This window comes from Pantoea sp. X-Soil-TKNS-1211 (assembly GCF_059730495.1).
Map to the genome: position 1 here is coordinate 1,237,803 of NZ_AP035953.1, position 22,202 is coordinate 1,260,004.

Sequence of the window (22,202 nt, forward strand, 5' to 3'; positions counted from 1 at the left end):
CTCCTTACTGGGTAACTGGCAGGATCTGCTCGCCTTCAAACCGGGCAAACACGTAGTCTTTTGGTCCCAGTGCGTCGTGCTGTTGCACCGTGAACGGCTGCTGATAATCTTTGATCAGGCCGTCATATGCCTTGATGGCATAGAAACCGTTGCGAATGTCAGTGCCATTGAGGCTGGTGGCGTTGTTCAGCGCCAGTGCGGTCAGGTGCATTGCATCGTAGGCGTTGGCGATCCCCACTGCGGGTGTGACATCCGCCAGCCCTTTGATTTGTGGATACTGTTTTTTCAGTTCATCCATCACCTGATTGCCTTTCGCCGAGTTATGGTCGGTAAAGACAAAGGTCTGAATGAAGGTCACCTGATCGGCTCCCGGACCGGCTAACTCGCTGAAGCGTCCACCGGCGGGTCCCCAATGCGAAACCACCGGTACCTGCCAGTTCATCTTATGCAGCGACTTCACCACCTGCGCCGAAGGGCCAACGTTGCCGACCATCAGTAGCGTATCGGCTCCGTCATTTTTCAGGCGGGTCAGTTGCGGCACCAGGTCCACATCGCTGTCTTCAATACGTTCAACTCCAGCCACCGGGATATTGTTTTTCTGTAATGCCGCGCGGAAGCCTTTTTCGTTCGATTCTCCCCAAGGGTTGTTCACGAGGATCATGCCGGCTTTTTTCATACCTTTCTTTTCGCTGGCGTATTCCACCAATGCCTCATCCACCAGCTCATCCACGGCGGAGACGCGAAATACGTAATTCTCTTTTGCGCCGTTGTGGGTGATGCCCGTACCTGCGGCCCATAAACCGACAAACGGTGTTTTCAACTGATTCGCCAGCGGTACGATCGCCAGCGAGACCGGGGTGTCCAGACCACCAAACAGCACCGCGACTTTCTCGCGCTGGATCAACTCACGTGCCGCCAGCATGCCTTTGCCGGGGTTGCTTTCATCATCACGACGTACCAGCTCCAGCGGATGACCTTTTACACCGCCCGCCGCATTGATCTCATTGATGGCGATGGTCAGCCCACGGGTCAGCGCTTCGCCCGATTTTGCCGATTGCCCCGACAATGCGGTAACCAGACCGACTTTGATCGGATCTGCTGCCAACGCGCTCACGGACATCATGGTCATCAGGGTGGCAGTAGCGCACAACCGCCAGTTTTTCAGTAACGATTTTCCGGACATCACTCACCTCATATGGATTGCTAGCAATAATATTTTTATTTCTAGCAATTTCAGTGCCAGTTTGTTATTGCTTAAAAACCGGCGGTTATTCCCGCCAGTTAGCGGCAAAATTGCGCCATTTTGGTGCTGATGCGCCAACGCTGTGCAAATTCACATCAGGAGGGTTTATGTCGGAGATTGAACAAGCGGTTGAGGTGGTGAAGGGGTTTTTAGCAGCATCAATGGCCCCGGATGCGGTGTTAGCCGCAACCTTTATGCACCCGCAGGTTAAGATTACCTTTACCGGGAAACGTGAGTTTCCCACGACGAAGGGAATCACTGATTTTAACGGTGCACGTTATAAATGGGTGAAGAAGTCAGTCGGACAGTTCGACTGGATGGATCGGGGCGATCACGTGGTGGTGTACTCCAACGGCACCTTGTATGGCGAGTGGCCGGATGGCCGACCTTTTGCCGGTAATCGTTATCTGGATCGTTATGAAGTATGCGAGGGGTTGATCGTGAAAATGGATGTGTGGAACGACAGCGCCGAATGGATTCTGGCACCGGAGATAGGGTTAGTGGAGTAGCTGTTATGCGTAGCGGCGCGATTTATCGCGCAGATTTTTCCGGTGCCAGAACTCCGCGCGATAAATCGCACCGCTACGGGAAGAGAAGCTAGCTGCTGGCGTTTTGTACCTCCAGGCTGATGAACAGATTTTCCGGTACGCTAAAAATCGCCTCCAGCGCATCGCTACGATGAGGTAACGACGGCTTGAGTGGGTATGGATGTTCATTGAGTATCAAAATGCTCAGACCGTCATGTTCTCGCCAGTCTCCGACACGTTTTAGTGCCAGATCATTTTTATCAGGCGTCGAGAGTATGCGTAGGGCTTCAGCATTATTATCCCTTAACGTATAAGTCTTAATAACGTGCGGAACAATCATTTGCGTTATTTTTTTATTATTAAAACCAATTAGAATCAAGCAGCACAGCAATGCACCCAGCACCGGCCAGTTGTTCATTTTTCTTGCCCTTGTCAATTAACCACCATGTAAATATGTATCATGAATCCGCCTGAAATACTGATTGTTCGCAAACTTTCCTGAGAAAATTAAATTTCATCGTTCTCGTTAAGCTTTGGTTTAATGTTGTTTACGCGATGTAGCCAGACTGGAGGCAGATAATAACTCTCAACAAACCGGTAATGACGGTGGCAATAATTTCTACCATGAAAAAGCTCTTACCGAATAACTAATTGTTTTATAATGTATTTATTGTGATCTTTGTTGCGCAAAAGGAAGGGTAATAAAAGCTGAGAATCTCCATATATAACCGGGCTGGAATTTTCTTATCATGGTAATAATTTACCTGTGTGACTAGCGATGGTTAAATCATCGTCATGATTTTAAACTGAGAAAAACATGATATTGGTCATCACGTACGCGGGAAATATTATTAAAGTATGATTTTTATTTTGGTCATAATTTATTAATTCAGTCCCACGGGGTAATTATGAATATCATTCCTTTTACAGTACGGCGAACGGATTCCGCCGAGCGTCCCTGGTATCAACAAGACAGCGCTGCCGCGTTCTCCGCATTTAACAGCTGTCCGGAAGGATTAAGTGGAGAAGAGGCGAGGCAGCGACTGCATACGCATGGGCCAAATATTCTGCCGCAGAAACGCGAGAAATCGGCGTTGTTGCGTTTTATCGCCCATTTCAAAGATGTGCTGATTTACATCCTGCTGGCGGCAGCAGTGGTCACGGCCATGATGGGCCATTGGGTCGATACCTTTGTCATTCTCGGCGTTACTGTCATCAACGCACTGATTGGATTTATCCAGGAAAGTAACGCCGAGAAGTCATTGAAAAGCATTCAAAATATGCTGTCGAGCGACGCTATTGTGCTGCGTGAGGGTTTACAGGCTACGGTGGCCACACAAAACATCGTGCCGGGTGATGTGGTGATGCTACGTCCGGGGGACAAAATCCCGGCCGACCTGCGCCTGTTTGAAGTCCACAGTTTGCGGGTGGAAGAGGCTATTCTCACCGGTGAATCCACCGTGGTGGCAAAAAGCACCGCTGCACTGGAGGGGGAGAAATCACTGGGCGATCGGCTCAACCTGGCGTATTCGGGCACCACGGTGAGTTCTGGTACCGCGATCGGCGTGGTGATCGCCACCGGTGGAGATACCGAGTTAGGCCATATTAATGCGATGATTTCGTCGATTGAAGAGGCGAAAACACCGCTGCTGGTGCAAATCGATAAACTGGGCAAAGCCATTTTCGCCATCATTTTGCTGATGATGGTGGCGCTGTTTGTGTTTGGCTTTTTGCTACGCGACATTCCGTTGGGGGAACTGCTGCTGTCAGTGATCAGCCTCGCGGTCGCGGCGGTGCCGGAAGGACTGCCGGCTATTATCTCCATCATTTTGTCGCTGGGCGTGCAATCCATGGCACGCAATCAGGCCATTATCCGCAAGCTGCCAACGGTGGAAACACTTGGTGCGATGTCCGTAATTTGTTCGGACAAAACCGGCACCCTGACCATGAATGAAATGACGGTGAAAGCGGTGGTGCTGGCGGGTAGCCAGTGGCGCATTAGCGGCGACAGCTATGAACCGCAAGGTGAGTTTCATCCAGTGACCAGTGCCAGTGGGCAAACTGCCGGGGAAGATAACGTATTGCAGACTTTTCTCCGCACTGTCGATCTCTGTAATGAGAGCCAGTTGCGCCGGGACGGCAACGGCCATTGGGGGATCGTCGGTGGCCCCACTGAAGGTGCACTGAAGGTGTTGGCAGCGAAAGCGAGTGTGAAGTCCGATGCGATAGAAGTGGTCAGCAAGCTGCCGTTTGATTCTCTTTACAAATATCAGGCCGTGAGCGCAGTAATGGATGGCAAACCTTGCATCTTACTGACTGGCGCACCGGATGTGTTGTTAGCGCTGTGCCAGCAGCAGCAGGGGGATCAGGGTAGCGAGCCAATCGACCGGGATTACTGGGAAGGTGCCATCACGACTTATGCCAGCGAAGGGTTACGTACTGTGGCGGCGGCATGGCGCTGGTTGCCGACCGTGAAGCATCGCATCGACCATGAGGATCTGCGTGATGGTATGACGTTGCTGGGCCTCGCCTGCATGATGGATCCACCGCGCCCGGAAGCCATTACCGCCATTCGCGACTGCCAGCAGGCGGGCATCCGTGTGAAGATGATCACTGGTGATCATCAGGAAACAGCAATGGCGATTGGACAGATGCTGGGTATCGGCAACAGCACTTCTGCAGTGACCGGTTATCAGTTGGAACATATGGATGATATGGAGCTGGCGCAGGCGGCGCAGGAATATGACATCTTTGCCCGTACCAGCCCGGAACATAAGCTACGGCTGGTAAAAGCGCTGGCGTCGAGCGGGGAAATTGTCGGCATGACCGGCGATGGCGTAAATGATGCCCCGGCGTTGAAGCAGGCCAATGTCGGCATTGCCATGGGGATAAAAGGCACGGAAGTGACCAAAGAGTCAGCCGATATGATCCTCGCCGATGATAACTTTGCCACCATCGCGGCGGCGGTGAAAGAGGGACGTCGGGTCTATGACAATCTGAAGAAAACCATTCTGTTTGTCATGCCGACCTGTTTTGCGCAGGGGCTGCTGATCATCATTGCTATCTTAATGGGCAACTTGTTGCCGCTGACGCCGGTACAGATTCTGTGGATGAATATGGCGACGTCCGCCACGCTCTCCTTTGGTCTGGCGTTTGAGCCTGCGGAGCAGAACATCATGCGACGGCCACCACGTAATGTGCGCAGCAATGTAATGGATGGGTTCGCCATCTGGCGCGTGTTGTTTGTCGGACTGTTGATCTCCGTTAGCGCGTTTATGCTGGAAGCCTGGCTGCAACCGCGTGGCTACAGCCCGGCGTTTATCCGTACGGTATTGTTGCAGATGCTGGTGACAGCGCAGTGGGTTTATATGCTCAATTGCCGTAATAGCGAAGGATTCTCACTTGATGCCGGGCTGCTGAAGAATCGGGGGATTTGGCTGGTGACGCTGGTGCTGATTCTGTTACAGGCGTTGATCATCTATGTTCCGCTGATGAACACCCTGTTTGGTACGCAGCCGCTGCCGTTGAAATACTGGCTTATCTCGCTGGTGGTCAGTACCGGGATCTTTATGTTGGTGGAGATTGAAAAACGCCTGACACGCGGCTGGCGCGTATCAGGTGATAAGGTGCTGGCGGGGTAGGATGGGCACGGGTGTCAGACGGCACCCGCTATCAGTCGCGCTGCTTCCCTTCTTCAATAAATTCTTCATCAATCTCTTCAACGTTGTCTCGGTTATCGCGGCCAGAGAGCAAATTCCAGCAGGCGATAAACAATGCGGCAATTAACGGACCGATGACAAAACCGTTGATGCCGTAGACTTCCATGCCCCCCAGCGTGGCAATCAGAATGAGATAGTCCGGCATTTTAGTGTCTTTGCCCACCAGCAGTGGGCGTAGAATATTGTCCACCAGACCGACCACCACGACGAAGAAGCCAACGAGGAACAAACCTTTCCACACTGCACCGGTAGCGAAGAAGAAAATGGCAGCGGGCACCCAAATGATCGCGGAACCAATCGCCGGAATCAGTGAGAGGAACGCCATCAAAGCCCCCCACAATAGGCTGCCATCGATGCCAGTGATCCAGAATGCCAGCCCGCCTAATATCCCCTGAACCACGGCAACCACCACTGTGCCTTTCACCGTGGCGCGCGACACGGCGGCAAACTTCAACAGGAGATGGTGTTTGACGTAGGTGGAGAGCGGCAGTGCCTCTAAAATCAGGTTTACCAGCCAGGCACCGTCTTTCAACAGGAAGAACAGCAGATACAGCATCACACCGAAACCGACGGTAAAGGTGAAGGTACCTTTACCAATGATGAATACGCTGCCCGCCATATACTGACCGCCCTTAAGGGCAAAGCTGGAGAGTTTTTGCTGGATTTGCGCGGCGTTATTCAGATGATGTTCTGACAAAAAATTACGCGCCCAGTCAGGCAGATGCTGAAACAGATCGGCAAAAACCGTTGGAAACTGCGCAGAGTTGTTTTGCAGCTTGTTGTAGACGGTATTGAGTTCCACTATCAGCGATGAGGTAACGATAGCCAACGGGGTAAAGACGATCAGACAGATGATCAGCAAGGTCACCAGCGAGGCCAACCCATTTCGATCCCCCATTTTTTGCCGTAAGAGTGATTTCAGCGGATGGAAAATTACCGCCAGGATGGCTGCCCAGAAAATGGCGGAGAAGTAAGGGGTGAGCACATCAAAAAACGCCACCGTGACGATGGCGAGGATGACGATGAAAAAGCCGATATTCAAACCTTTAACTTGCATTAACACGTCTCTTTAAAAAGGGGAACGCATGAACTATAGAAGCTCTGGTGACCAGCGTCACACATTGGGTTGCGTAACAGCGCGATACATCGCGCTGTTACGTCATATGCTGATGTCCTGATTTGTCCTTGCTGTGTCTGTCTGCGGGCTGGTCATAGCGGATTACAGCCGCGATGATGGATTTTTTTCTAACAGGAGAATCCCATGCTGGAACTGCGTCCGAACTGTGAATGCTGTGATAAAGATCTGCCACCGGAATCGCCCGAGGCGCATATCTGCTCGTTTGAGTGCACCTTCTGCGTTAATTGCGTCACCGAGGTCCTCGATGGGCACTGTCCCAACTGCGGCGGAGAACTGGTTCGTCGCCCCATCCGGCCCGCTGCTGAGTTGCTGCATCATCCGGCCTCAACGACACGCCGCCTGGCAACACGGTAAATTAACAGCGCCGCACTGTTATCCTGCTGGAGAGCAGGCAGGCGCTGGCTAACATTTTTCCAGCCGGTGTTTTTCCCGAGTAAATACCAACGTTGAGGTATTGCACAGGCATTTATTCGTTCCGGCTTACAGAAGTAGAAAGAAAAGAAGCACTCACGCTCTCTGCTTACGCAGAATTATCTGTTTTCTTCAGTTATTTCAAATAACGCTAATATTGAACACTGTATTAATCACTGTCAGGTATTAATTTGTTTTTGGGATTTTTTACGGATTTTATCAGATGAAAATTATCCATGAAAACAGTGTTTCGTTAAGGGATTCTGATAATCGAGAGGGTGTTGTTGGCTTACATGGTTGATTGGCATTGATTTTTTTTACGCACTGGTCTGTAGTGTTTGATAATGTTGTGATAACGAGAAATATCTCACTGCGTACTCTGGTCAGAGCACAGACCTTATTTAAGAACTATTGATTCTGTGCAGGGAATTATTTACCTCAACATCTAACTCCTTACGTATTTTTCTGAAAAAAAGTCATTTTTAAAAGAATTTTTCATTTTGAAATGGTATTGTTTACCGGCAATGCTAGTGATGTGGCGTTGTGTGCTTCAGTTTTACCCTCACCTTTGCAGGGTTATCCCTCTTTATGCAATAAATGGAAATTGATTCCTCCCGATCCCTGCGATCGGGTTTTTTTCATGCTTTGCTTTTTCCTGAAAATGATGAATTTTCGATCCACTTAATGTCAGTCCTGATACAAACGTTAAGAAAGCGATAACTCGAGGTAATATATTGTAAGTCGGCGGTTTTTTAGGATTTTTGGAAATGCGTTTTTGCCTCCATATCATTAATAGTATCTTTTAACGGCGCTATTACTGCCGTTATCCCTGGAGGTAACACCATGAAAAAAACAACATTGACTTTAGTCGCTTCGCTTATTGCATGCAGCACATTGATTTCCAGCGTTTCCTGGGCTGATGGCCCTGGTGATCAGCGCTGGCAGCAACACGGTGGTAATCAGCATCAGGATCACGGTAACGGTCCCGATCATGGTGGTAATCGTGGCCCGGACCATGGCAACAACCGTGGTCCTGATCGTGGCGCAGATCGGGGGCCTGGCCGGGGCAATGACCACTATGCTGGTCGTCCGATGCCGGAAGGCCATCACGGTGGTGATCGCTTCGCCTGGAACGGCCATGACTTCCGTCGTGGTTACCCGACACCACCGGAGTTCCGTGGCCCGCATTATCGTGTGGATGACTGGCGCGGGCACGGCCTGTATGCACCGCCGCGCGGTGAATATTGGTCCTATATCGACGGTAACTACGTCCTCGTTGCCGCAGCAACCGGAATCATCACCGCGATTTTGTTGAATAACGCCTTCAACTAATCCCCCTCAGACGGATGGCGGTTGCCATCCGCCTTTTCGCTGTTTTCTCCTCCCCACCAGGCTATCCTGTATAGCGATCTGTTTTCCTTTCAATGCGCTAAGGAGTCATGATGGCCGTGGTAAAAATGGTGGCGGTAGATATGGACGGCACCTTTCTCGACGACAAGAAACAGTACAATCGCGCACGTTTTCACGCCTGCTACACGCAACTAAAACAACGTGGCATCAAATTCGTGGTGGCCAGCGGCAACCAATATTATCAGCTCAAATCGTTCTTCCCTGAAATTGCCAGCGAGATCGCCTTTGTGGCTGAGAACGGTGCGTGGATTATTGACCGGGATGAAGAGTTGTTCTGCGGTGCGTTTTCGCGTGACGACGTTCATGCCGTGATGGATACGTTACAGCGTGGCCACTATCCTGACCTCAAATATCTGATTGCGGGTCGCAACAGCGCTTACTACTTTGCCGATGTTGATGAGCAATGGCTGACGAAAATGCGCCATTACTGTCACCGACTGAAAGCCATCGATAACCTGAGCGATACCGGCGATGACAAGCTGTTCAAATTCGCGCTCAATCTCTCCGACGAATACGTGCCGATTTTAATGGCTGATATTGAGCGTCTGCATCAAGGTGCAGCGGCGGCTACGTCCAGTGGACATGGATCGGTCGATTTGATTGTGCCAGGTCTGCACAAGGCTAACGGTTTACATCTGTTGCAGCAGCGCTGGGGGATCGCCGATAACGAGGTGATGGCGTTTGGCGATGGTGGCAACGACCTCGAAATGCTGGTGCAGTCTGGCTTCAGTTTTGCCATGCAGAATGCACCACTACGTGTGAAGCAGGCGGCGCGCTACCAGGCTCCGTCGAATAACGACGAGGGCGTGTTAGCGGTTATTGAGCAGATGCTGGCAGGGGAGGGGCCGTTCCAGGGTTGACACATGATCGTAGCGGCGCGCTTTTATTCCGGCGATGCTGGCAAAGACGCGCAATAAATTGCGCCGCTACAATTGTGCGCGTGACAGGATTAAACAATCTGCCAGGCTGCTGCGATCATCTCAGTCAAGGTTTCTTTGTCGTAATTGATCCAGCCGTTTTTACTGTTGACGCGCGCGACGATCCACTCAACCTCGGCGGCTGACAACGTCGGACCCTCTAGCCAGAACGGTATAATCGCGTGCTGCTGTAGCCATGCTTTGAGTGCCAACGCCGGTGGCGCAGGATCCTCCGGCAACAGTTGGTGCGCAAGCTGTGCCATCAGACGTTGCTGCCCGGAATGCTCGCTTTCGGCCAGCACATCGAGGAAGGGAAACAGCAGGCGACCACAGACTTCACCATGATGGAAGGGTTTTATCGCCCCCAGTTCCCCGGCTATACCATGAATGACCCCCAATCCGGCGCTGCTCAGGCAGACACCGCCCAACCAGGACGCCATCATCATCGCTTCACGGGCGCCATCACCCGATTGATCGGCGCGATTCAGTGCCGGCCAGGCCTTAAAGAACAACCGCAGGCCGTTCAGCGCCATCTGCTGGCTGAACAAATTGCCTTTGCGGGATAAATAGGCTTCAAACAGATGGGTAAAGGCATCAATGGCGCAGGTGGCCAGCACGCGGTCTGGCGTTCCTTTGAGTAGGTCAGGGTCGAGAATGGCCACCTGCGGTACAAACACCGGATGGCGCAGCGAGGCTTTTACCTGAATATGTTGCTGATCGGTCACTACCGCGTTTTGTGTCGTCTCGCTGCCGGTCCCGGCGGTGGTTGGGACTGCAATCAGTGGCAACGTTGCGGGCTGCACTGGCGTATCACCGACTTTCTCCAGATAGCGTGCGGTTGGCAGAGGATGTTGCATCATCGCACTGAAGGCCTTGGCCGCGTCCAGCACGCTACCGCCACCGATCGCCACTACGCGGTCAACATGGCCACGCCAGCGATTAACCCAACCATCGATCTCATCCGGCGAAGCTTCATGGCTGACGATCTCGTAGCCGAGGATATTCTCGTTGAGCGCCGCGCCCAGGCGCGCCCAGGCGGGGCCGTTCAGAAAAGAGCGGCCACAGAACAATAACGTAGGCTGCGGATTGGCGGCCAGCAATGGCACCAGCCGATCAATACTGCCACGGGCAAACAGGGTTTGTTGATTACTGTACAGCTCGATCAGATTCTCACTCACCTGTAGATCCTTTTTCATGGGCGGAAAGACCTTAGTGTAACCAAATCCCTCCCTGCTGCTGGGGCAAACATTCTGATAACCGATGGGCAAAAAGTTGATCACCTTCTCAAAACCGAAATTCACCCAGCGGGGCAGGTGATTTCTTCGTCGTGTTACCCTTAACATGATACCGGTAACAACATGCGACGCTATGTAACAACATATCAAACGCTGCTTTATCCATCGTCCTCAGGACTTATCACAACAAACCGCTGCCGGTGAAAGACCGGACAAAAAGTGGAGAAAAATTATGCCATTACTCTACGTGGCTATCGGTGTGGCGTTACTGCTGCTGCTGATGATTCGTTTCAAACTGAATGGGTTTATCGCGCTGATCCTGGTGGCGCTGGCCGTGGGTATGATGCAGGGCATGCCGGTCAACAAAGTAATTGGATCAATCAAAACGGGCGTCGGTGGTACGCTGGGTAGCCTCGCGCTGATCATGGGTTTTGGTGCCATGCTGGGTAAACTGCTGGCCGACTGCGGCGGGGCACAGCGCATTGCCACCACGCTGATTGCTAAATTTGGTCAAAAACATATTCAGTGGGCGCTGGTGTTGACCGGTTTTACCGTCGGTTTCGCGCTGTTCTATGAAGTGGGCTTTGTGCTGATGCTGCCTCTGGTGTTCAGCATCGCTGCGTCCGCACGTGTCCCGTTGTTGTTTGTCGGTGTACCGATGGCGGCAGCGCTGTCAGTCACCCACGGTTTCCTGCCGCCACATCCGGGGCCGACTGCCATTGCCACCCTCTTCAATGCCGATATGGGTAAAACGCTGTTATTTGGCACCCTGCTGGGCATTCCGACCGTCATTCTGGCGGGGCCAGTGTATGCACGTTTCCTCAAAGGCATTGATAAACCGATCCCGGAAGGATTGTGGAACCCAAAAACCTTTACTGAAGCGGAAATGCCCGGTTTTGGCGTCAGCGTAGCGACGGCTCTGGTACCGGTGATCCTGATGGCGCTGCGCGCGGTGGCGGAGATGGTGCTGCCGAAAGGGCATGTGGTACTACCTTACGCTGAGTTCTTTGGTGACCCGATCATGGCCACCCTGATTGCGGTGTTGATTGCGATCTTCACCTTTGGTCTGAACCGCGGGCGTAGCATGGATGAAGTGATGGGTACGCTGAGTGACTCGATCAAAATCATCGCGATGATGCTGCTGATTATAGGCGGTGGCGGGGCATTTAAACAGGTGCTGGTGGACAGCGGCGTGGATAAGTACATCGCCAGCATGATGCATGAAACCAATGTCTCCCCGATCTTTATGGCATGGTCAATTGCGGCTGTGCTGCGTATTGCGCTGGGCTCCGCCACTGTGGCGGCGATTACGGCGGGCGGTATTGTGGCCCCGCTGATTGTCACCTCCGGTGCCAGCCCGGAACTGATGGTGATTGCCGTTGGCTCAGGTAGCGTGATTTTCTCCCACGTTAACGATCCCGGTTTCTGGTTGTTTAAAGAGTATTTCAACCTGACTATCGGCGAAACTATCCGCTCCTGGTCGGTACTGGAGACCATCATTTCAGTCTGCGGTTTGGTGGGCTGTCTGTTGCTGTCGACGGTGATTTGATGTGCAAACGCTGAGGCTACTCGCCTCAGCATTGCGGTCTACTGCGCCAGCACGCGGAAGGCCGCTAACTCTTCTTCGGGCATACCAGCCTGCAACGCCGCCTGGCAAATTTTTTCCCAGCTATTGCTGTCGAGTGGGATGCCATCGCGTTCACGCTCCAGGCGATTATTCTCTTCCCATTCGCCCGGCACCTGAATGGGTGCATCGCCACTTTGTGGTGAACGTTTCACCCAATTAAGGAAGGCTTCTGCTTCCTGCTGCATCGCCGGGGCGTCAAAGGCATCTGGGTTGACAATGATGGTGGTCATACAATTGAAGATGGCGTCATGGCAGGTTACCAACGTCTCATCATGCGTGGTTCGGCCACCAGAGAGCGCACCGCCGAGGATTTCGCACATGGTTGCCAGCGCATAGCCCTTATGCAGACCAAATGGCAGCAATGAACCATAAGGTGTCTGATGCATCACGCCCGGTTCGGTGGTAGCCTGGCCCTGATGGTCGATCAGATAGCCTGGGGCTACCTGCTGCTCTTTGTTCCAGGCTACACGGGTTTTGCCAAAGGCAATGCCGCTGGTGGCGAAATCCAGCAATAACGGTTTGCCGTTGGTACGCGGGAACACGGCGCAGAAGGGATTGGTGCCAAAACGGCGGTCGCTGCCGTTAAACGGTGCCACCATCGGGTCGCCGGCAACATTGACGAAGTGAAAAGAGACAAAACCGGCGGCGGCGCACTGTTCCGCCCAGTGACCAATTCGCCCGATATGGTGTGAATCATGCAGACCCACGGCGGCGATGCCAAATTTGCCAGCGCGCTCAATCCCCAGTTCCATCGCTTCCCATGCAGCGACCTGACCAAAGCCGTTATGGCCGCTCAACGTAATGACCGCACCGACATCTTTTTCAATGGTGGTGTGCTGGTTGAGTTGCAAAAAGCCCTGGGTGAGCGAAACCATATAGCTCGGGATCATGCCGACGCCATGTGAATCATGGCCTGCCAGATTCGCTGCGACCAAATGGTCGGCGACCAGCCGCGCTTCGTCGGCACTGCTGCCAGCATGTAACCAGATAGCCTGCACAAACTGATGAAGACGGGAAGACGGGATACGATGAAGGGCACTCACGCGATTGATCTCCTTGATAAATGGAGACTCCATCCTGCGACGAATGGGTAATAACGGCAAGTGAGGATTATGTAAAGCAAGGGCCACAATGTGTGGCCCAAAAACTCAGTGCGGTTGTTCAAACCCCGCTTTAACCATCTGATCTCGCAGCGCGCGAGTAATCTCACGGTTCCCACCCGTGACAGGATAGATGACATTGTTGACGACATCGTCAAGATAATGTTCTTCAAATTCCTGCATGGTGAGCTGCGTGCCACCTTCATCGTTTATGGCAATGCTGCCACTGATATGATTGCCATAGTCCTTTGCCTTAAGGCTATAACGTCCCATGCTGGTATCTATCGTGCTCATATGATCTCCTTGTTACTTAGGCAGTGATAACAATTGAGGCCTGCTACAGGCGCTGTAAGTTTAGACAGTGCACGACCGGACAACGAAGCGGCAAACTTAAGAAAAATCCTCAGCTGCGATCCCGGTCGCAGAAATAATCTTCAGGTAAACGAAGCGATAGCAAGACGGTGTGATGGGTATCGCACAGGACGGCAGAAGCAGAGTTTTCATCTATACTGGAGTGAGTGGGCGCGATTTATAACGTAACAAGGAGCTGAAAATGAAAATAATCCTGTGGATCATCGCTATCATCTTCATTGTTGGACTTTTGACGATTACTGGCGTGTTTAAATTGATTTTCTGACATTATCTGGCACCTGCGGGTGCCGGTTCAGAGTCAATCTGCGTTGGTAAATGCAGCAGGTGAAGTGCGAGGTATTGGTAGTACCACATCCCTTAGGTTTAGCGGCTTACGGCACGCAGCACAGCAGGCACCGTGATGTTGTTCTCGGGTTAGCTTGGCACCATTCAAGGTATAAAAGAATCGCGCACATCCACAACGGCTACAACGGATAGTCATCAGCATTCCTCCTCATCTCCCTCCTGGAACACTGAGATTTATCTCATTCCCTGCCGCAGTTCAAACAATAAATTTTGTTAATTTATTTACGTTATCAACAATTAAATCCAGCTTGCTGAAAATTAAGCGATTTTAAGCAATAGGTCATGGATTGGCAGTGCACATTTTATCAATGTCGATAATGCCGGCTTCGTTTATCTCTTGTTCCAGTTACGACATCGCTTTAGCGGTAACATTCACTCCGTATTTGTCTGCACATGCAGGTAATTCCAGGTGCGATCAAGACAATGCCTGGAGAGTTTCAGATCTTTTTTTATTATGCTTTTCAGGTAATAGCAGTAATCTTGTGCAGACGTCAGATGAGTTTCTGATGCTTTGCCAAATATAAGAATTGTGTTACAGGAATAATTTTTGTGAATCGGTACGTTTCTACAGCTGTTATCGGCTGTATTTTGACCGTTGCGGTCGTCTCTTCTGTCCAGGCAGAAACCACCACCCAGGCCATCAAGTCCGGTTGGAATACGTTGACAGACAATGTGGCTCAAACCTGGTCGCAGCCACAAAACTATGATTTTTACCTGCCTGCCATAACCTGGCATAACCGCTGGACTTACGATCAAGAACATATCGACAAGTACAATGAACGTCCCTGGGGAGCGGGAGGTGGCATTTCGCGTTGGGATGACCAAGGGAACTGGCATGGCCTGTACCTGATGGCGTTTAAAGACTCGTTTAACAAGTGGGAACCGATTGGCGGCTACGGTTGGGAAGCGACCTGGCGTCCGCTGAGTGATGATAATTTTCACTTTGGCGCAGGCTTCACTGCCGGTGTGACAGCCAGGGATAACTGGAACTATATCCCGATTCCGGTATTGTTGCCGATGGCTTCGGTCGGATATGGCCCTGTTACCTTTCAAATGACTTATATTCCAGGCACTTACAATAATGGTAATGTCTATTTTGCCTGGCTGAGATTTCAGTTCTAGTCGGGGAACACAGACGGAAAGTGTAAAGGCTGACGAAAAAGGCGATATTTATCACTTTTTCATCAATTCGCACTGGACAAAGGCCACCGTAATTGCTGTACTAGGCGTCGACACAGTTTAGTGTCCATTTTTCATGTAAAGGTAATATTAGATGTCCAAGATCAAAGGTAACGTTAAGTGGTTTAATGAATCTAAAGGATTCGGTTTCATTACTCCTGAAGATGGCAGCAAAGATGTATTCGTACACTTCTCTGCTATCCAGAGCAACGGCTTCAAAACTCTGGCTGAAGGTCAGCGCGTTGAGTTTGAAATCACCGACGGCGCGAAAGGCCCATCTGCTGCTAACGTTATCAGCCTGTAAGTTAACACGCAGAATTCTAAAAACCCGCCTACTGGCGGGTTTTTTTATGCCTGCCACCAAATAATGGTCCAGGCAATAATGGCGAAACCGCTGATGGTGATTGCCAGCATCTCTTCCATTGTCCGCGGTAACATACTCTTCATGACGTCAGCCTCCTGTAAGGTTCAGGTCAGGATGGCAAAGCAATATTAACGCATCCTTAAGCCCTGATGACAGCTGCATGATAGGGCACGATCTGCGGGGTAACTCACAGATAATTCTCGTAACATCCTCATAACAATCCTTACTTGCAGCTTTTTCCCTGACAACGCTATATAACAGCTGGAAATGGATTATTGAGGAGGCAGGATGAACATACGTCAGGCACAGGTGAAAGACAGTTTTGCTCTGAGTGCGCTGCTGACTGAACTGGGTTACGCAGGCACTGAAGAGTTTATTGATGAACGTTTAGCACAGCTTTCCAGCCATCCGGATGAAGTCTTGCTGGTGGCGGAGCATGGTACTCAGGTACTCGGGTTTCTTTCTCTCCATTTTATTCCGCAGCTGGCGTTGGTCGGGGATTTTGCCCGTATCAGCTACTTCTGCATCGCAGAAGGTGAGCGCAGCAAGGGGAGCGGTCAGCGATTGCTCAGCTATGCCGAGCAGCTGGCACGCGAACGTGGCTGTGACCGGATGGAAGTGCACTGCCACGCCTCGCGGCTAAAAGCTAATCAGTTCTACGCGCGTGAAGGTTATGTCGAATCGCCGCGTTATCACATCAAGGATCTGGGTTGAGGTTATTTTCCCGTCCGGAGGCAATCACCAGCGCGTCAGCAATACTGTCAAGTTGTTGCAAGGGGAACATGGCAGTGCTGACGCGGATGAATTGTTCGGCATTGATACTGTAGCGTTCCCCGGGTACGGCGGCGATTCCTCGGGCGGCCAGCGTAATCATGGCATATTGTTCTGAAGCCACCGGAATATACAGGCTGAGTCCATCACGCTCAGTTAGCGCCAACCCACGCAGTCGCAGGGCGTTCAGCAGTTGCTGGCGTCGTTCACGATAGATCGCTTTTGCCTGTACCACTTGTTGCTGAGTAGGGGCGTCTGTCAGCATCCAGGCCACTGCATCTTGTAAAATTCGGCTGGTCCAGCTGACGCCGAAGTTACGCCAGGCCTGAATACGTTTTACCAGCTCACAAGGGGCGGAGAGTACAGCCAGTCGCAGATCCGGGCCATAGGCTTTGGAAAACGAATGCACATGCACCACACGCTCGGGAAAGTGGAAACCCAGACTCCACACCGGCCAGCACGACAGATCGCCAATCCCATCATCCTCAACAATCAGCGTTTTGCTGTTGGCCAACACGCGTGCGAGTTCGGCGCTACGTTGCTGCGTTACGGTATGCCCGGTGGTCGAATGGGTGCGAGGTTGATAGATAAACATTGCCGGGGATTTGTGCAGGTGTGCGGCGAGGGCTGATGGAATTGGCCCCTGCTCGTCGCACGGCAGCGGCAGAATTTCCGCACCAATGTTATCCAGCATGTCCAGTAAACGGGTTGCAGTGGGATCTTCGAGCACCACCCGATCACCGGGTGACAGCAGGGTTTGCACGATCACATTCATCGCATCAAAACCGCCATCCGTCGCCAGCCATGACTCAGCCGGGTAGGGCCAGCGTGGCTTAATCGCCGCCAGCAACTGAGGTGAAATGGCTTCACGATGATAGCTATTCAGCTGGGGCGACTGAATGCCTGCCAGCATCGCCGCTTGCAGATCAGGCAACAGCGCCGGATCTGGGGAGGCCATCGCCAGGTCAGCCCGGATGTTATCGCCATAGTTGCCAATCTTCTCAAAGCGAATTGGCCTGGGCATGACGGTGTTACCACTGACCCACACCCCGCTACGTCCTTTTCCGGCCAGTACTTTTTGTTTTTTCAGCTGTGACCAGGCCGCCGACACGGTCGCCGGACTCACGCCTAAGAGTTCTGCCAATTCGCGTACGGCGGGCATTTGCATGCCCACCGCAATCTGGCCGTCCCGAATTAATGTCGAAGCAACAAGCGTGATGCCTTTCACCGAAGCATCGGTAATTTGCGCGCTGAACCAGTCGATATCTACCGTTTGCGTCATAAGAAAAACCTTTGTTCAGTAACAAAGTATTTATTGTTCAGGTTAGTATTCCCGATTTAGTATCAAATTCAAGCACTATTTGCTGAATAACTAAACGCAGCCTGGCTGCATACGGGGAAACAACGCATATGGTAACCATCAGACTGGCGGTTCGTGACTGGGACTACTTTACACCGCTGGCACTCGGCGACATCAAGCCGGAAGGATTTCAACTGGAAATTGACCGCGTTGGTACGCTGGTTGATAACCTTGGCTCCAGCGACAAATATGACGCAGGCGAAGTCTCGTTCAGTCGCTATGCCCAGGCGCGTGCCAAAGGCGACACTTCGCTGCTTGGTCTGCCCCATTTTCTGATGCGTGGCTTTCGTCAGCGCTGCATCATCACTACGGCGGATAGCCCGATCACCACCCCGGCCCAGCTCAAAGGTAAGAAGATTGGCGTCACCGGCTGGCAGGATTCCGGCAATACCTGGACGCGTACTGTGCTGCGCGAAGCTGGCGTCGGGATTGATGATGCTTACTGGTTTGCTGGCCGTTTGACGGCAGACCATCCGATTGTGGATCGTCTGGCAGGCTTTGGTCGTCCGGGGCGCATTGAAGTGGCCCCAGGCGAACGCCCCCTGATTGAATTGCTGAAAGCCGGTGAGTTGGATGCCGTTTTCACCCCCTTCATGCCAGACGGTTTCTTCCTGCCGGAATCGGGTTTGCGCCAGTTGCAGCCGGACTTTGCCAGCGCTGAGCGTGATTACTTCAATCGTGTAGGTTATGTACCGGGGATTCATATCCTGGCTATGAAACCGGCGCTGGCGGCGGAGCATCCGTGGCTGCCGCAGGCGTTGAGTGAGATTATCGATCGTTCGTACCAGCTGTGGATGAAGAAACGTGAGAAATATGCCGACACCACGCCGTGGCTACTCGATGATTTGCGACGCACCGCGCAGGAATTACCGGCCGACTGGAATCAAAACGGATTTACCGCTAACAAAAAGATGATTGAGGATTTCGCCAGCGAGTTGTTCGAACAGGGTTTAACCAAAACATTGCTGACACCGGAAGTGATTTTCCCGGTGGCAGCTCAGGGGGAGTGATGATGAAAGTCGCGATGGGACAATTTGCGGTCAGCCGCGAATGGCAGGAAAACACAGATATCTGCATTGATCTGATGAACAAGGCGCTGGCGGGTGGCGCGGATTTACTGGTACTGCCGGAAGGCGTGCTGGCGCGTGATATCGCCGATCCTGATCTGGTACTGAAAGCGGCGCAACCGCTGGATGGTCCGTTCGTCACGCAGCTGTTGGCAGCCAGCAAAGGCAATAACCTGACCACCATGATGAGCGTGCATGTTCCTACGGAAGGACAGAAAGCGCTGAACGTGCTGATCGCTATCCGCAATGGTGAAATCATTGCCGAATACGAAAAACTCCACCTTTACGATGCCTTTGCGATGCAGGAATCACAACGCGTCAATCCCGGTCATGTTATTCCGCCGCTGGTCGAGGTTGCAGGTATGAAAGTTGGCCTGATGACCTGTTATGACGTGCGTTTCCCGGAGCTGGCTCGTCGTCTGGTGCTGGATGGGGCGGATGTGCTGGTGCTGCCCGCCGCTTGGGTGAAAGGACCGTTGAAGGAGATGCACTGGGAGTTACTGACCACAGCCCGCGCGCTGGAGAATACCTGCTACATGGTGGCGGTAGGCGAATGTGGCCCACGCAATATTGGCAACAGCCTGGTGATCGATCCACTTGGAGTCGCCATTGCGAAAGCGCCCGAATCAGCAGCATTAGTGTTCGCTGACCTCGATCCACAACGTATTGCTTACGCACGCAGCGTTTTGCCGGTTCTGGAGAACCGTTGTTTTGCCCGACCGGAATTGAAAACTCACTGACAGCACTGGGAAATTTGAGCATGAACAAAATCACTACCGCTATCGCGCTGGCTTTAGGGCTTGCGGCATCGTTTGCCCAGGCTGCTGACGCTATTCCTGGTCAAAAAGTGGATCAGGCGTTGCATGATCGTCTGCCTGCCGAGATTAAAAGCGCGGGCAAAATGATCGCCGTGAACAACGGATCTTTTCCTCCCTATGAGATCGTCAATGGTCCGCACTCAATGGACGGTGCTTCAGCTGACCTCGCCAATGCGCTGGGTGAGTTGCTTGGCGTGAAAATCGAACACGCGACCGTCAGCGGTCTGTCTGGTGTGCTGACAGGAATTAACTCTGGCCGCTACCAACTGGCGATTGGCCCGATTGGTGACTACCCGGACCGTCAGGAAAAAGTCGACTTTATCGATTTTGTGCAGGAGTTTGTGGTGTTCGGCGTGCAGAAAGGCAATCCGGCGAAGATTAATGGCCTGGATGATACCTGTGGCAAGCGCATCGCGGTGATGGCTGCGGGTTCTGCTGAACAGGTGATCCGCAAGCAGTCTGACGCCTGTGTGGCGGCGGGCAAACCCGCGGTAGTGGTGCAGTCCTTCACTGACCAGCCATCCTCGATTCTTGCTGTGCGTTCAAAGCGTTCTGATGCCTTCTTCTCGTCACAGGCTCCGCTGACTTACTTCGTTGAACAGGCCAACGGTCAACTGGAATTGTCCGGCAAAGGCCAGAAAAACGGCTTCGGCGATATTTTCCAGGGCACCGTCGTACCGAAAGGTTCTGAGCTGGGGAACGTGGTACTGGACGCCTATAAAGAGTTGTTCGACAACGGGACATACGCGGCGATCATGAAGAAGTGGAAGCTGGACGGAAACATGTTGCAGGCACCGGGTCGTAACCTGGCGAAAGGGGCGGCAAAATGAGTTTGAACACCAACGATTCGCGAGCCAGGGATAAGGCCGACGTGCAACAGCGCGACGTGGCTTTTGCCCGCAACGCGCCCACATATGGACGCTGGGTCTCATGGATTGTGGTGCTGGTGATCGCCTCCAACTTTCTCTGGTTGGTGGCGACCAACCCAAACTTTGAGTGGTCCGTGGTGCTGAAATGGTTCACGGAAGGATCCGTGCTGAAAGGTTTGCAGGTTACGCTTGGGCTGACGGTAGTGTCGATGATCCTCGGCACCTTACTGGGTTTGCTGCTGGCGGTGTGGCGTCTGTCGGAAAACAAACTGTTGAGCGGCCTCTCGTCGCTTTACATCTGGTTTTTTCGGGGGACGCCACTGCTGGTGCAACTGATTTTTTGGTACAACCTGTCAACGCTGTTCCCGACGCTGTCGATAACCCTTCCCTGGACCGGTATCACCTTTGCCAGCTGGAACACCAATGATCTGATTACCCCGTTAACCGCAGCGATTGCCGGGCTGGCGTTGAACGAAGCGGCGTATATGGCGGAAATCATCCGCGCCGGTTTGTTATCGGTGGATAACGGTCAGGTGGAAACCACTCAGGCTTTCGGTATGAGCCGTACACGGGCGCTGCGTCGCATTATTATTCCGCAGGCTATGCGCTCCATCATCCCGCCGACCGGCAACCAACTGATCAGCATGATCAAAGCTACCTCGTTGGTGAGCGTAATTGCGATGGGCGATCTGCTGTATTCAGTGCAGGCGGTGTACAACCGTACCTTTGAAATCATTCCGATGCTGATGGTGGCGGTGATTTGGTATCTGATCATTACCTCGATTCTGAATGTCGGTCAGTCGGCTATCGAACGTTACTATGCACGCGGAACCAAACGCACGGTGGTCGCGCCTAAACGCCGCACGCAGGGCGAGGATATTGGCCGTGGTGCCCTGGTGCAGAAGGAGGATGTATGAGTCACGTTCAGCCGCTGGTGCGCGCCCGCAATGTGCAGAAAAGTTATGGTGACAATGAGGTGCTGAAAGGTATCGATCTGGATGTGTTCCCCGGTGAAGTGGTGGTGATCCTCGGGCCTTCAGGCTCGGGTAAGTCGACCTTTCTGCGCTGTATTAACCATCTGGAAGATATGAACGCCGGTTCTATCATGGTCGGTGAGGAACAGATTGGCTATGAACTGAAAAATGGCATTTTGCATCGTCTGTCGCCACGCAAGGTTGCCCACCAGCGTCAGAAGATCGGCATGGTGTTTCAGCAGTTCAACCTCTACCCGCATATGACGGTATTGCAGAACATCATTGAAGCGCCGATTGGCGTGCACAAGTTTCCACGTCAGGAAGCGTTGCAGCATGCTCATGAGTTGCTTGCCACGGTAGGGTTAAGTGATAAAGCAGATGCCTGGCCGCGTCATTTGTCGGGTGGCCAACAGCAGCGTGTAGCAATTGCCCGGGCATTGGCGATCAAACCCGCGCTGATGTTGTTTGATGAACCGACATCAGCGCTCGATCCTGAATTGGTTGGAGAAGTGCTGGCGACCATGCGCACCCTGGCGGACCAGGGGCTGACCATGATTGTGGTGACGCACGAGATTGGTTTCGCCCGTGAGGCTGCTGACCGGGTGGTGTTTATGGATGGTGGCGTAGTGGTGGAGCAGGGCAGCCCGGAGCAGGTGATTGGCAATCCCCAGCATCCGCGTACCCAGGCGTTTTTGAGTCGTTTTATCTGATCGAGGACCTGTAGCGGCGCGATTAATCGCGCCGCTACAAAAGTGT

General features: G+C 52.5%; 22 protein-coding genes. 15 read left to right on the top strand and 7 right to left on the bottom strand.

Translation table 11 applies throughout. The features are described 5' to 3' along the window. Positions 1–4: 4 nt before the first annotated feature. On the bottom strand, positions 5–1,183 hold the full coding sequence (locus AC6I8W_RS05865) for an ABC transporter substrate-binding protein (RefSeq protein ID WP_497837359.1): 1,179 nt from the start codon (positions 1,181–1,183) through the stop codon (positions 5–7). Between the two features lie 167 nt (positions 1,184–1,350). Between AC6I8W_RS05865 and AC6I8W_RS05870 the strand changes: the two genes are divergently transcribed. Beyond that, a complete protein-coding gene (locus tag AC6I8W_RS05870; RefSeq protein ID WP_497837360.1) occupies positions 1,351–1,752 on the top strand; it encodes a nuclear transport factor 2 family protein in 402 nt (133 codons plus the stop codon). 88 nt (positions 1,753–1,840) lie between these two features. On the opposite strand, the gene AC6I8W_RS05875 is transcribed toward AC6I8W_RS05870, so the two are convergent. Beyond that, the gene (locus tag AC6I8W_RS05875; protein ID WP_497837361.1) at positions 1,841–2,188 is read right to left on the bottom strand and encodes a hypothetical protein; all 348 of its coding nucleotides are present in this window, start codon (positions 2,186–2,188) and stop codon (positions 1,841–1,843) included. Between the two features lie 490 nt (positions 2,189–2,678). On the opposite strand from AC6I8W_RS05875, the gene AC6I8W_RS05880 reads away from it, so the two are divergent. Next, the gene (locus AC6I8W_RS05880; protein ID WP_497837362.1) at positions 2,679–5,411 is read left to right on the top strand and encodes a cation-transporting P-type ATPase; all 2,733 of its coding nucleotides are present in this window, start codon (positions 2,679–2,681) and stop codon (positions 5,409–5,411) included. Between the two features lie 31 nt (positions 5,412–5,442). On the opposite strand, the gene AC6I8W_RS05885 is transcribed toward AC6I8W_RS05880, so the two are convergent. Further along, the gene (locus tag AC6I8W_RS05885) at positions 5,443–6,546 is read right to left on the bottom strand and encodes an AI-2E family transporter (protein ID WP_497837363.1); all 1,104 of its coding nucleotides are present in this window, start codon (positions 6,544–6,546) and stop codon (positions 5,443–5,445) included. A 204-nt stretch (positions 6,547–6,750) separates the two neighbouring features. On the opposite strand from AC6I8W_RS05885, the gene AC6I8W_RS05890 reads away from it, so the two are divergent. The 3 genes from AC6I8W_RS05890 to AC6I8W_RS05900 all read left to right on the top strand — a co-directional run bounded on the left by AC6I8W_RS05890 (position 6,751) and on the right by AC6I8W_RS05900 (position 9,308). Then, on the top strand, positions 6,751–6,981 hold the full coding sequence (locus AC6I8W_RS05890; protein ID WP_497837364.1) for a DUF1272 domain-containing protein: 231 nt from the start codon (positions 6,751–6,753) through the stop codon (positions 6,979–6,981). Between the two features lie 900 nt (positions 6,982–7,881). Then, the gene (locus AC6I8W_RS05895) at positions 7,882–8,370 is read left to right on the top strand and encodes an RcnB family protein (RefSeq protein WP_497837365.1); all 489 of its coding nucleotides are present in this window, start codon (positions 7,882–7,884) and stop codon (positions 8,368–8,370) included. 110 nt (positions 8,371–8,480) lie between these two features. Further along, a complete protein-coding gene (locus tag AC6I8W_RS05900) occupies positions 8,481–9,308 on the top strand; it encodes a Cof-type HAD-IIB family hydrolase (RefSeq protein WP_497838115.1) in 828 nt (275 codons plus the stop codon). Positions 9,309–9,397: 89 nt separating this feature from the next. Here AC6I8W_RS05900 and AC6I8W_RS05905 read toward each other — a convergent pair whose 3' ends face one another. Beyond that, positions 9,398–10,708 carry an iron-containing alcohol dehydrogenase gene (locus AC6I8W_RS05905; protein ID WP_497837366.1) on the bottom strand — a complete coding sequence of 437 codons (1,311 nt, stop codon included), beginning with the start codon at positions 10,706–10,708 and terminating at the stop codon, positions 9,398–9,400. Between the two features lie 124 nt (positions 10,709–10,832). Between AC6I8W_RS05905 and gntT the strand changes: the two genes are divergently transcribed. Then, the gene (gene gntT / locus AC6I8W_RS05910; protein WP_013508232.1) at positions 10,833–12,149 is read left to right on the top strand and encodes a gluconate transporter; all 1,317 of its coding nucleotides are present in this window, start codon (positions 10,833–10,835) and stop codon (positions 12,147–12,149) included. Between the two features lie 38 nt (positions 12,150–12,187). Here gntT and AC6I8W_RS05915 read toward each other — a convergent pair whose 3' ends face one another. Both AC6I8W_RS05915 and AC6I8W_RS05920 read right to left on the bottom strand, forming a co-directional pair. Continuing rightward, a complete protein-coding gene (locus AC6I8W_RS05915; protein ID WP_497837367.1) occupies positions 12,188–13,270 on the bottom strand; it encodes a malate/lactate/ureidoglycolate dehydrogenase in 1,083 nt (360 codons plus the stop codon). 105 nt (positions 13,271–13,375) lie between these two features. Beyond that, positions 13,376–13,621 carry a hypothetical protein gene (locus AC6I8W_RS05920; RefSeq protein ID WP_497837368.1) on the bottom strand — a complete coding sequence of 82 codons (246 nt, stop codon included), beginning with the start codon at positions 13,619–13,621 and terminating at the stop codon, positions 13,376–13,378. A 259-nt stretch (positions 13,622–13,880) separates the two neighbouring features. Between AC6I8W_RS05920 and AC6I8W_RS05925 the strand changes: the two genes are divergently transcribed. From AC6I8W_RS05925 to AC6I8W_RS05940, 4 genes are all read left to right on the top strand, one after another. Continuing rightward, a complete protein-coding gene (locus AC6I8W_RS05925; protein WP_017346848.1) occupies positions 13,881–13,964 on the top strand; it encodes a small membrane protein YohP in 84 nt (27 codons plus the stop codon). Positions 13,965–14,593: 629 nt separating this feature from the next. Continuing rightward, positions 14,594–15,166 carry a lipid IV(A) palmitoyltransferase PagP gene (pagP, locus tag AC6I8W_RS05930; RefSeq protein ID WP_497837369.1) on the top strand — a complete coding sequence of 191 codons (573 nt, stop codon included), beginning with the start codon at positions 14,594–14,596 and terminating at the stop codon, positions 15,164–15,166. 151 nt (positions 15,167–15,317) lie between these two features. Further along, positions 15,318–15,527 (top strand): transcription antiterminator/RNA stability regulator CspE, encoded by a 210-nt coding sequence (gene cspE, locus AC6I8W_RS05935; RefSeq protein WP_006118399.1) that lies wholly within the window; start codon positions 15,318–15,320, stop codon positions 15,525–15,527. Positions 15,528–15,875: 348 nt separating this feature from the next. Next, positions 15,876–16,301, top strand: coding sequence for a GNAT family N-acetyltransferase (locus AC6I8W_RS05940; RefSeq protein WP_497837370.1), 426 nt, complete (start codon positions 15,876–15,878; stop codon positions 16,299–16,301). On the opposite strand, the gene AC6I8W_RS05945 is transcribed toward AC6I8W_RS05940, so the two are convergent. Then, positions 16,285–17,640, bottom strand: a complete 1,356-nt coding sequence (locus AC6I8W_RS05945) for an aminotransferase-like domain-containing protein (RefSeq protein ID WP_497837371.1) — start codon at positions 17,638–17,640, stop codon at positions 16,285–16,287. The two genes, AC6I8W_RS05940 and AC6I8W_RS05945, sit on opposite strands and share 17 nt — an antisense overlap. Before the next feature lie 128 nt (positions 17,641–17,768). Here AC6I8W_RS05945 and AC6I8W_RS05950 point away from each other — a divergent pair, with 128 nt between their 5' ends. The 5 genes from AC6I8W_RS05950 to AC6I8W_RS05970 are packed head-to-tail and all read left to right on the top strand — an operon-like array spanning position 17,769 to position 22,156. Continuing rightward, positions 17,769–18,728, top strand: coding sequence for an ABC transporter substrate-binding protein (locus AC6I8W_RS05950; RefSeq protein ID WP_497837372.1), 960 nt, complete (start codon positions 17,769–17,771; stop codon positions 18,726–18,728). 2 nt (positions 18,729–18,730) lie between these two features. Next, positions 18,731–19,525, top strand: coding sequence for a deaminated glutathione amidase (locus AC6I8W_RS05955; protein WP_497838116.1), 795 nt, complete (start codon positions 18,731–18,733; stop codon positions 19,523–19,525). A 20-nt stretch (positions 19,526–19,545) separates the two neighbouring features. Then, positions 19,546–20,433: an ABC transporter substrate-binding protein gene (locus AC6I8W_RS05960; RefSeq protein WP_497837373.1), complete on the top strand. Its 888-nt coding sequence runs from the start codon at positions 19,546–19,548 to the stop codon at positions 20,431–20,433. Continuing rightward, entirely contained in the window at positions 20,430–21,389 is a 960-nt protein-coding gene (locus AC6I8W_RS05965; protein WP_497837374.1) for an amino acid ABC transporter permease, read from the top strand. The genes AC6I8W_RS05960 and AC6I8W_RS05965 overlap by 4 nt, the downstream gene beginning before the upstream one ends. After that, on the top strand, positions 21,386–22,156 hold the full coding sequence (locus AC6I8W_RS05970) for an amino acid ABC transporter ATP-binding protein (RefSeq protein ID WP_497837375.1): 771 nt from the start codon (positions 21,386–21,388) through the stop codon (positions 22,154–22,156). Before AC6I8W_RS05965 ends, AC6I8W_RS05970 begins: the two co-directional genes overlap by 4 nt. The last annotated feature ends 46 nt before the right edge of the window (positions 22,157–22,202 follow it).

What these genes read in the sequence shown, in the direction of transcription:
- AC6I8W_RS05905 (WP_497837366.1), bottom strand. Translation starts at nt 10,708, where the DNA reads ATGTTAAGGGTAACACGACGAAGAAATCACCTGCCCCGCTGGGTGAAT.
- AC6I8W_RS05920 (WP_497837368.1), bottom strand. Translation starts at nt 13,621, where the DNA reads ATGAGCACGATAGATACCAGCATGGGACGTTATAGCCTTAAGGCAAAG.
- AC6I8W_RS05865 (WP_497837359.1), bottom strand. Translation starts at nt 1,183, where the DNA reads ATGTCCGGAAAATCGTTACTGAAAAACTGGCGGTTGTGCGCTACTGCC.
- AC6I8W_RS05885 (WP_497837363.1), bottom strand. Translation starts at nt 6,546, where the DNA reads ATGCAAGTTAAAGGTTTGAATATCGGCTTTTTCATCGTCATCCTCGCC.
- AC6I8W_RS05870 (WP_497837360.1), top strand. Translation starts at nt 1,351, where the DNA reads ATGTCGGAGATTGAACAAGCGGTTGAGGTGGTGAAGGGGTTTTTAGCA.
- AC6I8W_RS05960 (WP_497837373.1), top strand. Translation starts at nt 19,546, where the DNA reads ATGAACAAAATCACTACCGCTATCGCGCTGGCTTTAGGGCTTGCGGCA.
- AC6I8W_RS05970 (WP_497837375.1), top strand. Translation starts at nt 21,386, where the DNA reads ATGAGTCACGTTCAGCCGCTGGTGCGCGCCCGCAATGTGCAGAAAAGT.
- AC6I8W_RS05880 (WP_497837362.1), top strand. Translation starts at nt 2,679, where the DNA reads ATGAATATCATTCCTTTTACAGTACGGCGAACGGATTCCGCCGAGCGT.
- AC6I8W_RS05940 (WP_497837370.1), top strand. Translation starts at nt 15,876, where the DNA reads ATGAACATACGTCAGGCACAGGTGAAAGACAGTTTTGCTCTGAGTGCG.
- cspE (WP_006118399.1), top strand. Translation starts at nt 15,318, where the DNA reads ATGTCCAAGATCAAAGGTAACGTTAAGTGGTTTAATGAATCTAAAGGA.
- AC6I8W_RS05925 (WP_017346848.1), top strand. Translation starts at nt 13,881, where the DNA reads ATGAAAATAATCCTGTGGATCATCGCTATCATCTTCATTGTTGGACTT.
- AC6I8W_RS05895 (WP_497837365.1), top strand. Translation starts at nt 7,882, where the DNA reads ATGAAAAAAACAACATTGACTTTAGTCGCTTCGCTTATTGCATGCAGC.
- AC6I8W_RS05950 (WP_497837372.1), top strand. Translation starts at nt 17,769, where the DNA reads ATGGTAACCATCAGACTGGCGGTTCGTGACTGGGACTACTTTACACCG.
- AC6I8W_RS05900 (WP_497838115.1), top strand. Translation starts at nt 8,481, where the DNA reads ATGGCCGTGGTAAAAATGGTGGCGGTAGATATGGACGGCACCTTTCTC.
- AC6I8W_RS05890 (WP_497837364.1), top strand. Translation starts at nt 6,751, where the DNA reads ATGCTGGAACTGCGTCCGAACTGTGAATGCTGTGATAAAGATCTGCCA.
- gntT (WP_013508232.1), top strand. Translation starts at nt 10,833, where the DNA reads ATGCCATTACTCTACGTGGCTATCGGTGTGGCGTTACTGCTGCTGCTG.
- AC6I8W_RS05955 (WP_497838116.1), top strand. Translation starts at nt 18,731, where the DNA reads ATGAAAGTCGCGATGGGACAATTTGCGGTCAGCCGCGAATGGCAGGAA.
- AC6I8W_RS05965 (WP_497837374.1), top strand. Translation starts at nt 20,430, where the DNA reads ATGAGTTTGAACACCAACGATTCGCGAGCCAGGGATAAGGCCGACGTG.
- AC6I8W_RS05945 (WP_497837371.1), bottom strand. Translation starts at nt 17,640, where the DNA reads ATGACGCAAACGGTAGATATCGACTGGTTCAGCGCGCAAATTACCGAT.
- AC6I8W_RS05875 (WP_497837361.1), bottom strand. Translation starts at nt 2,188, where the DNA reads ATGAACAACTGGCCGGTGCTGGGTGCATTGCTGTGCTGCTTGATTCTA.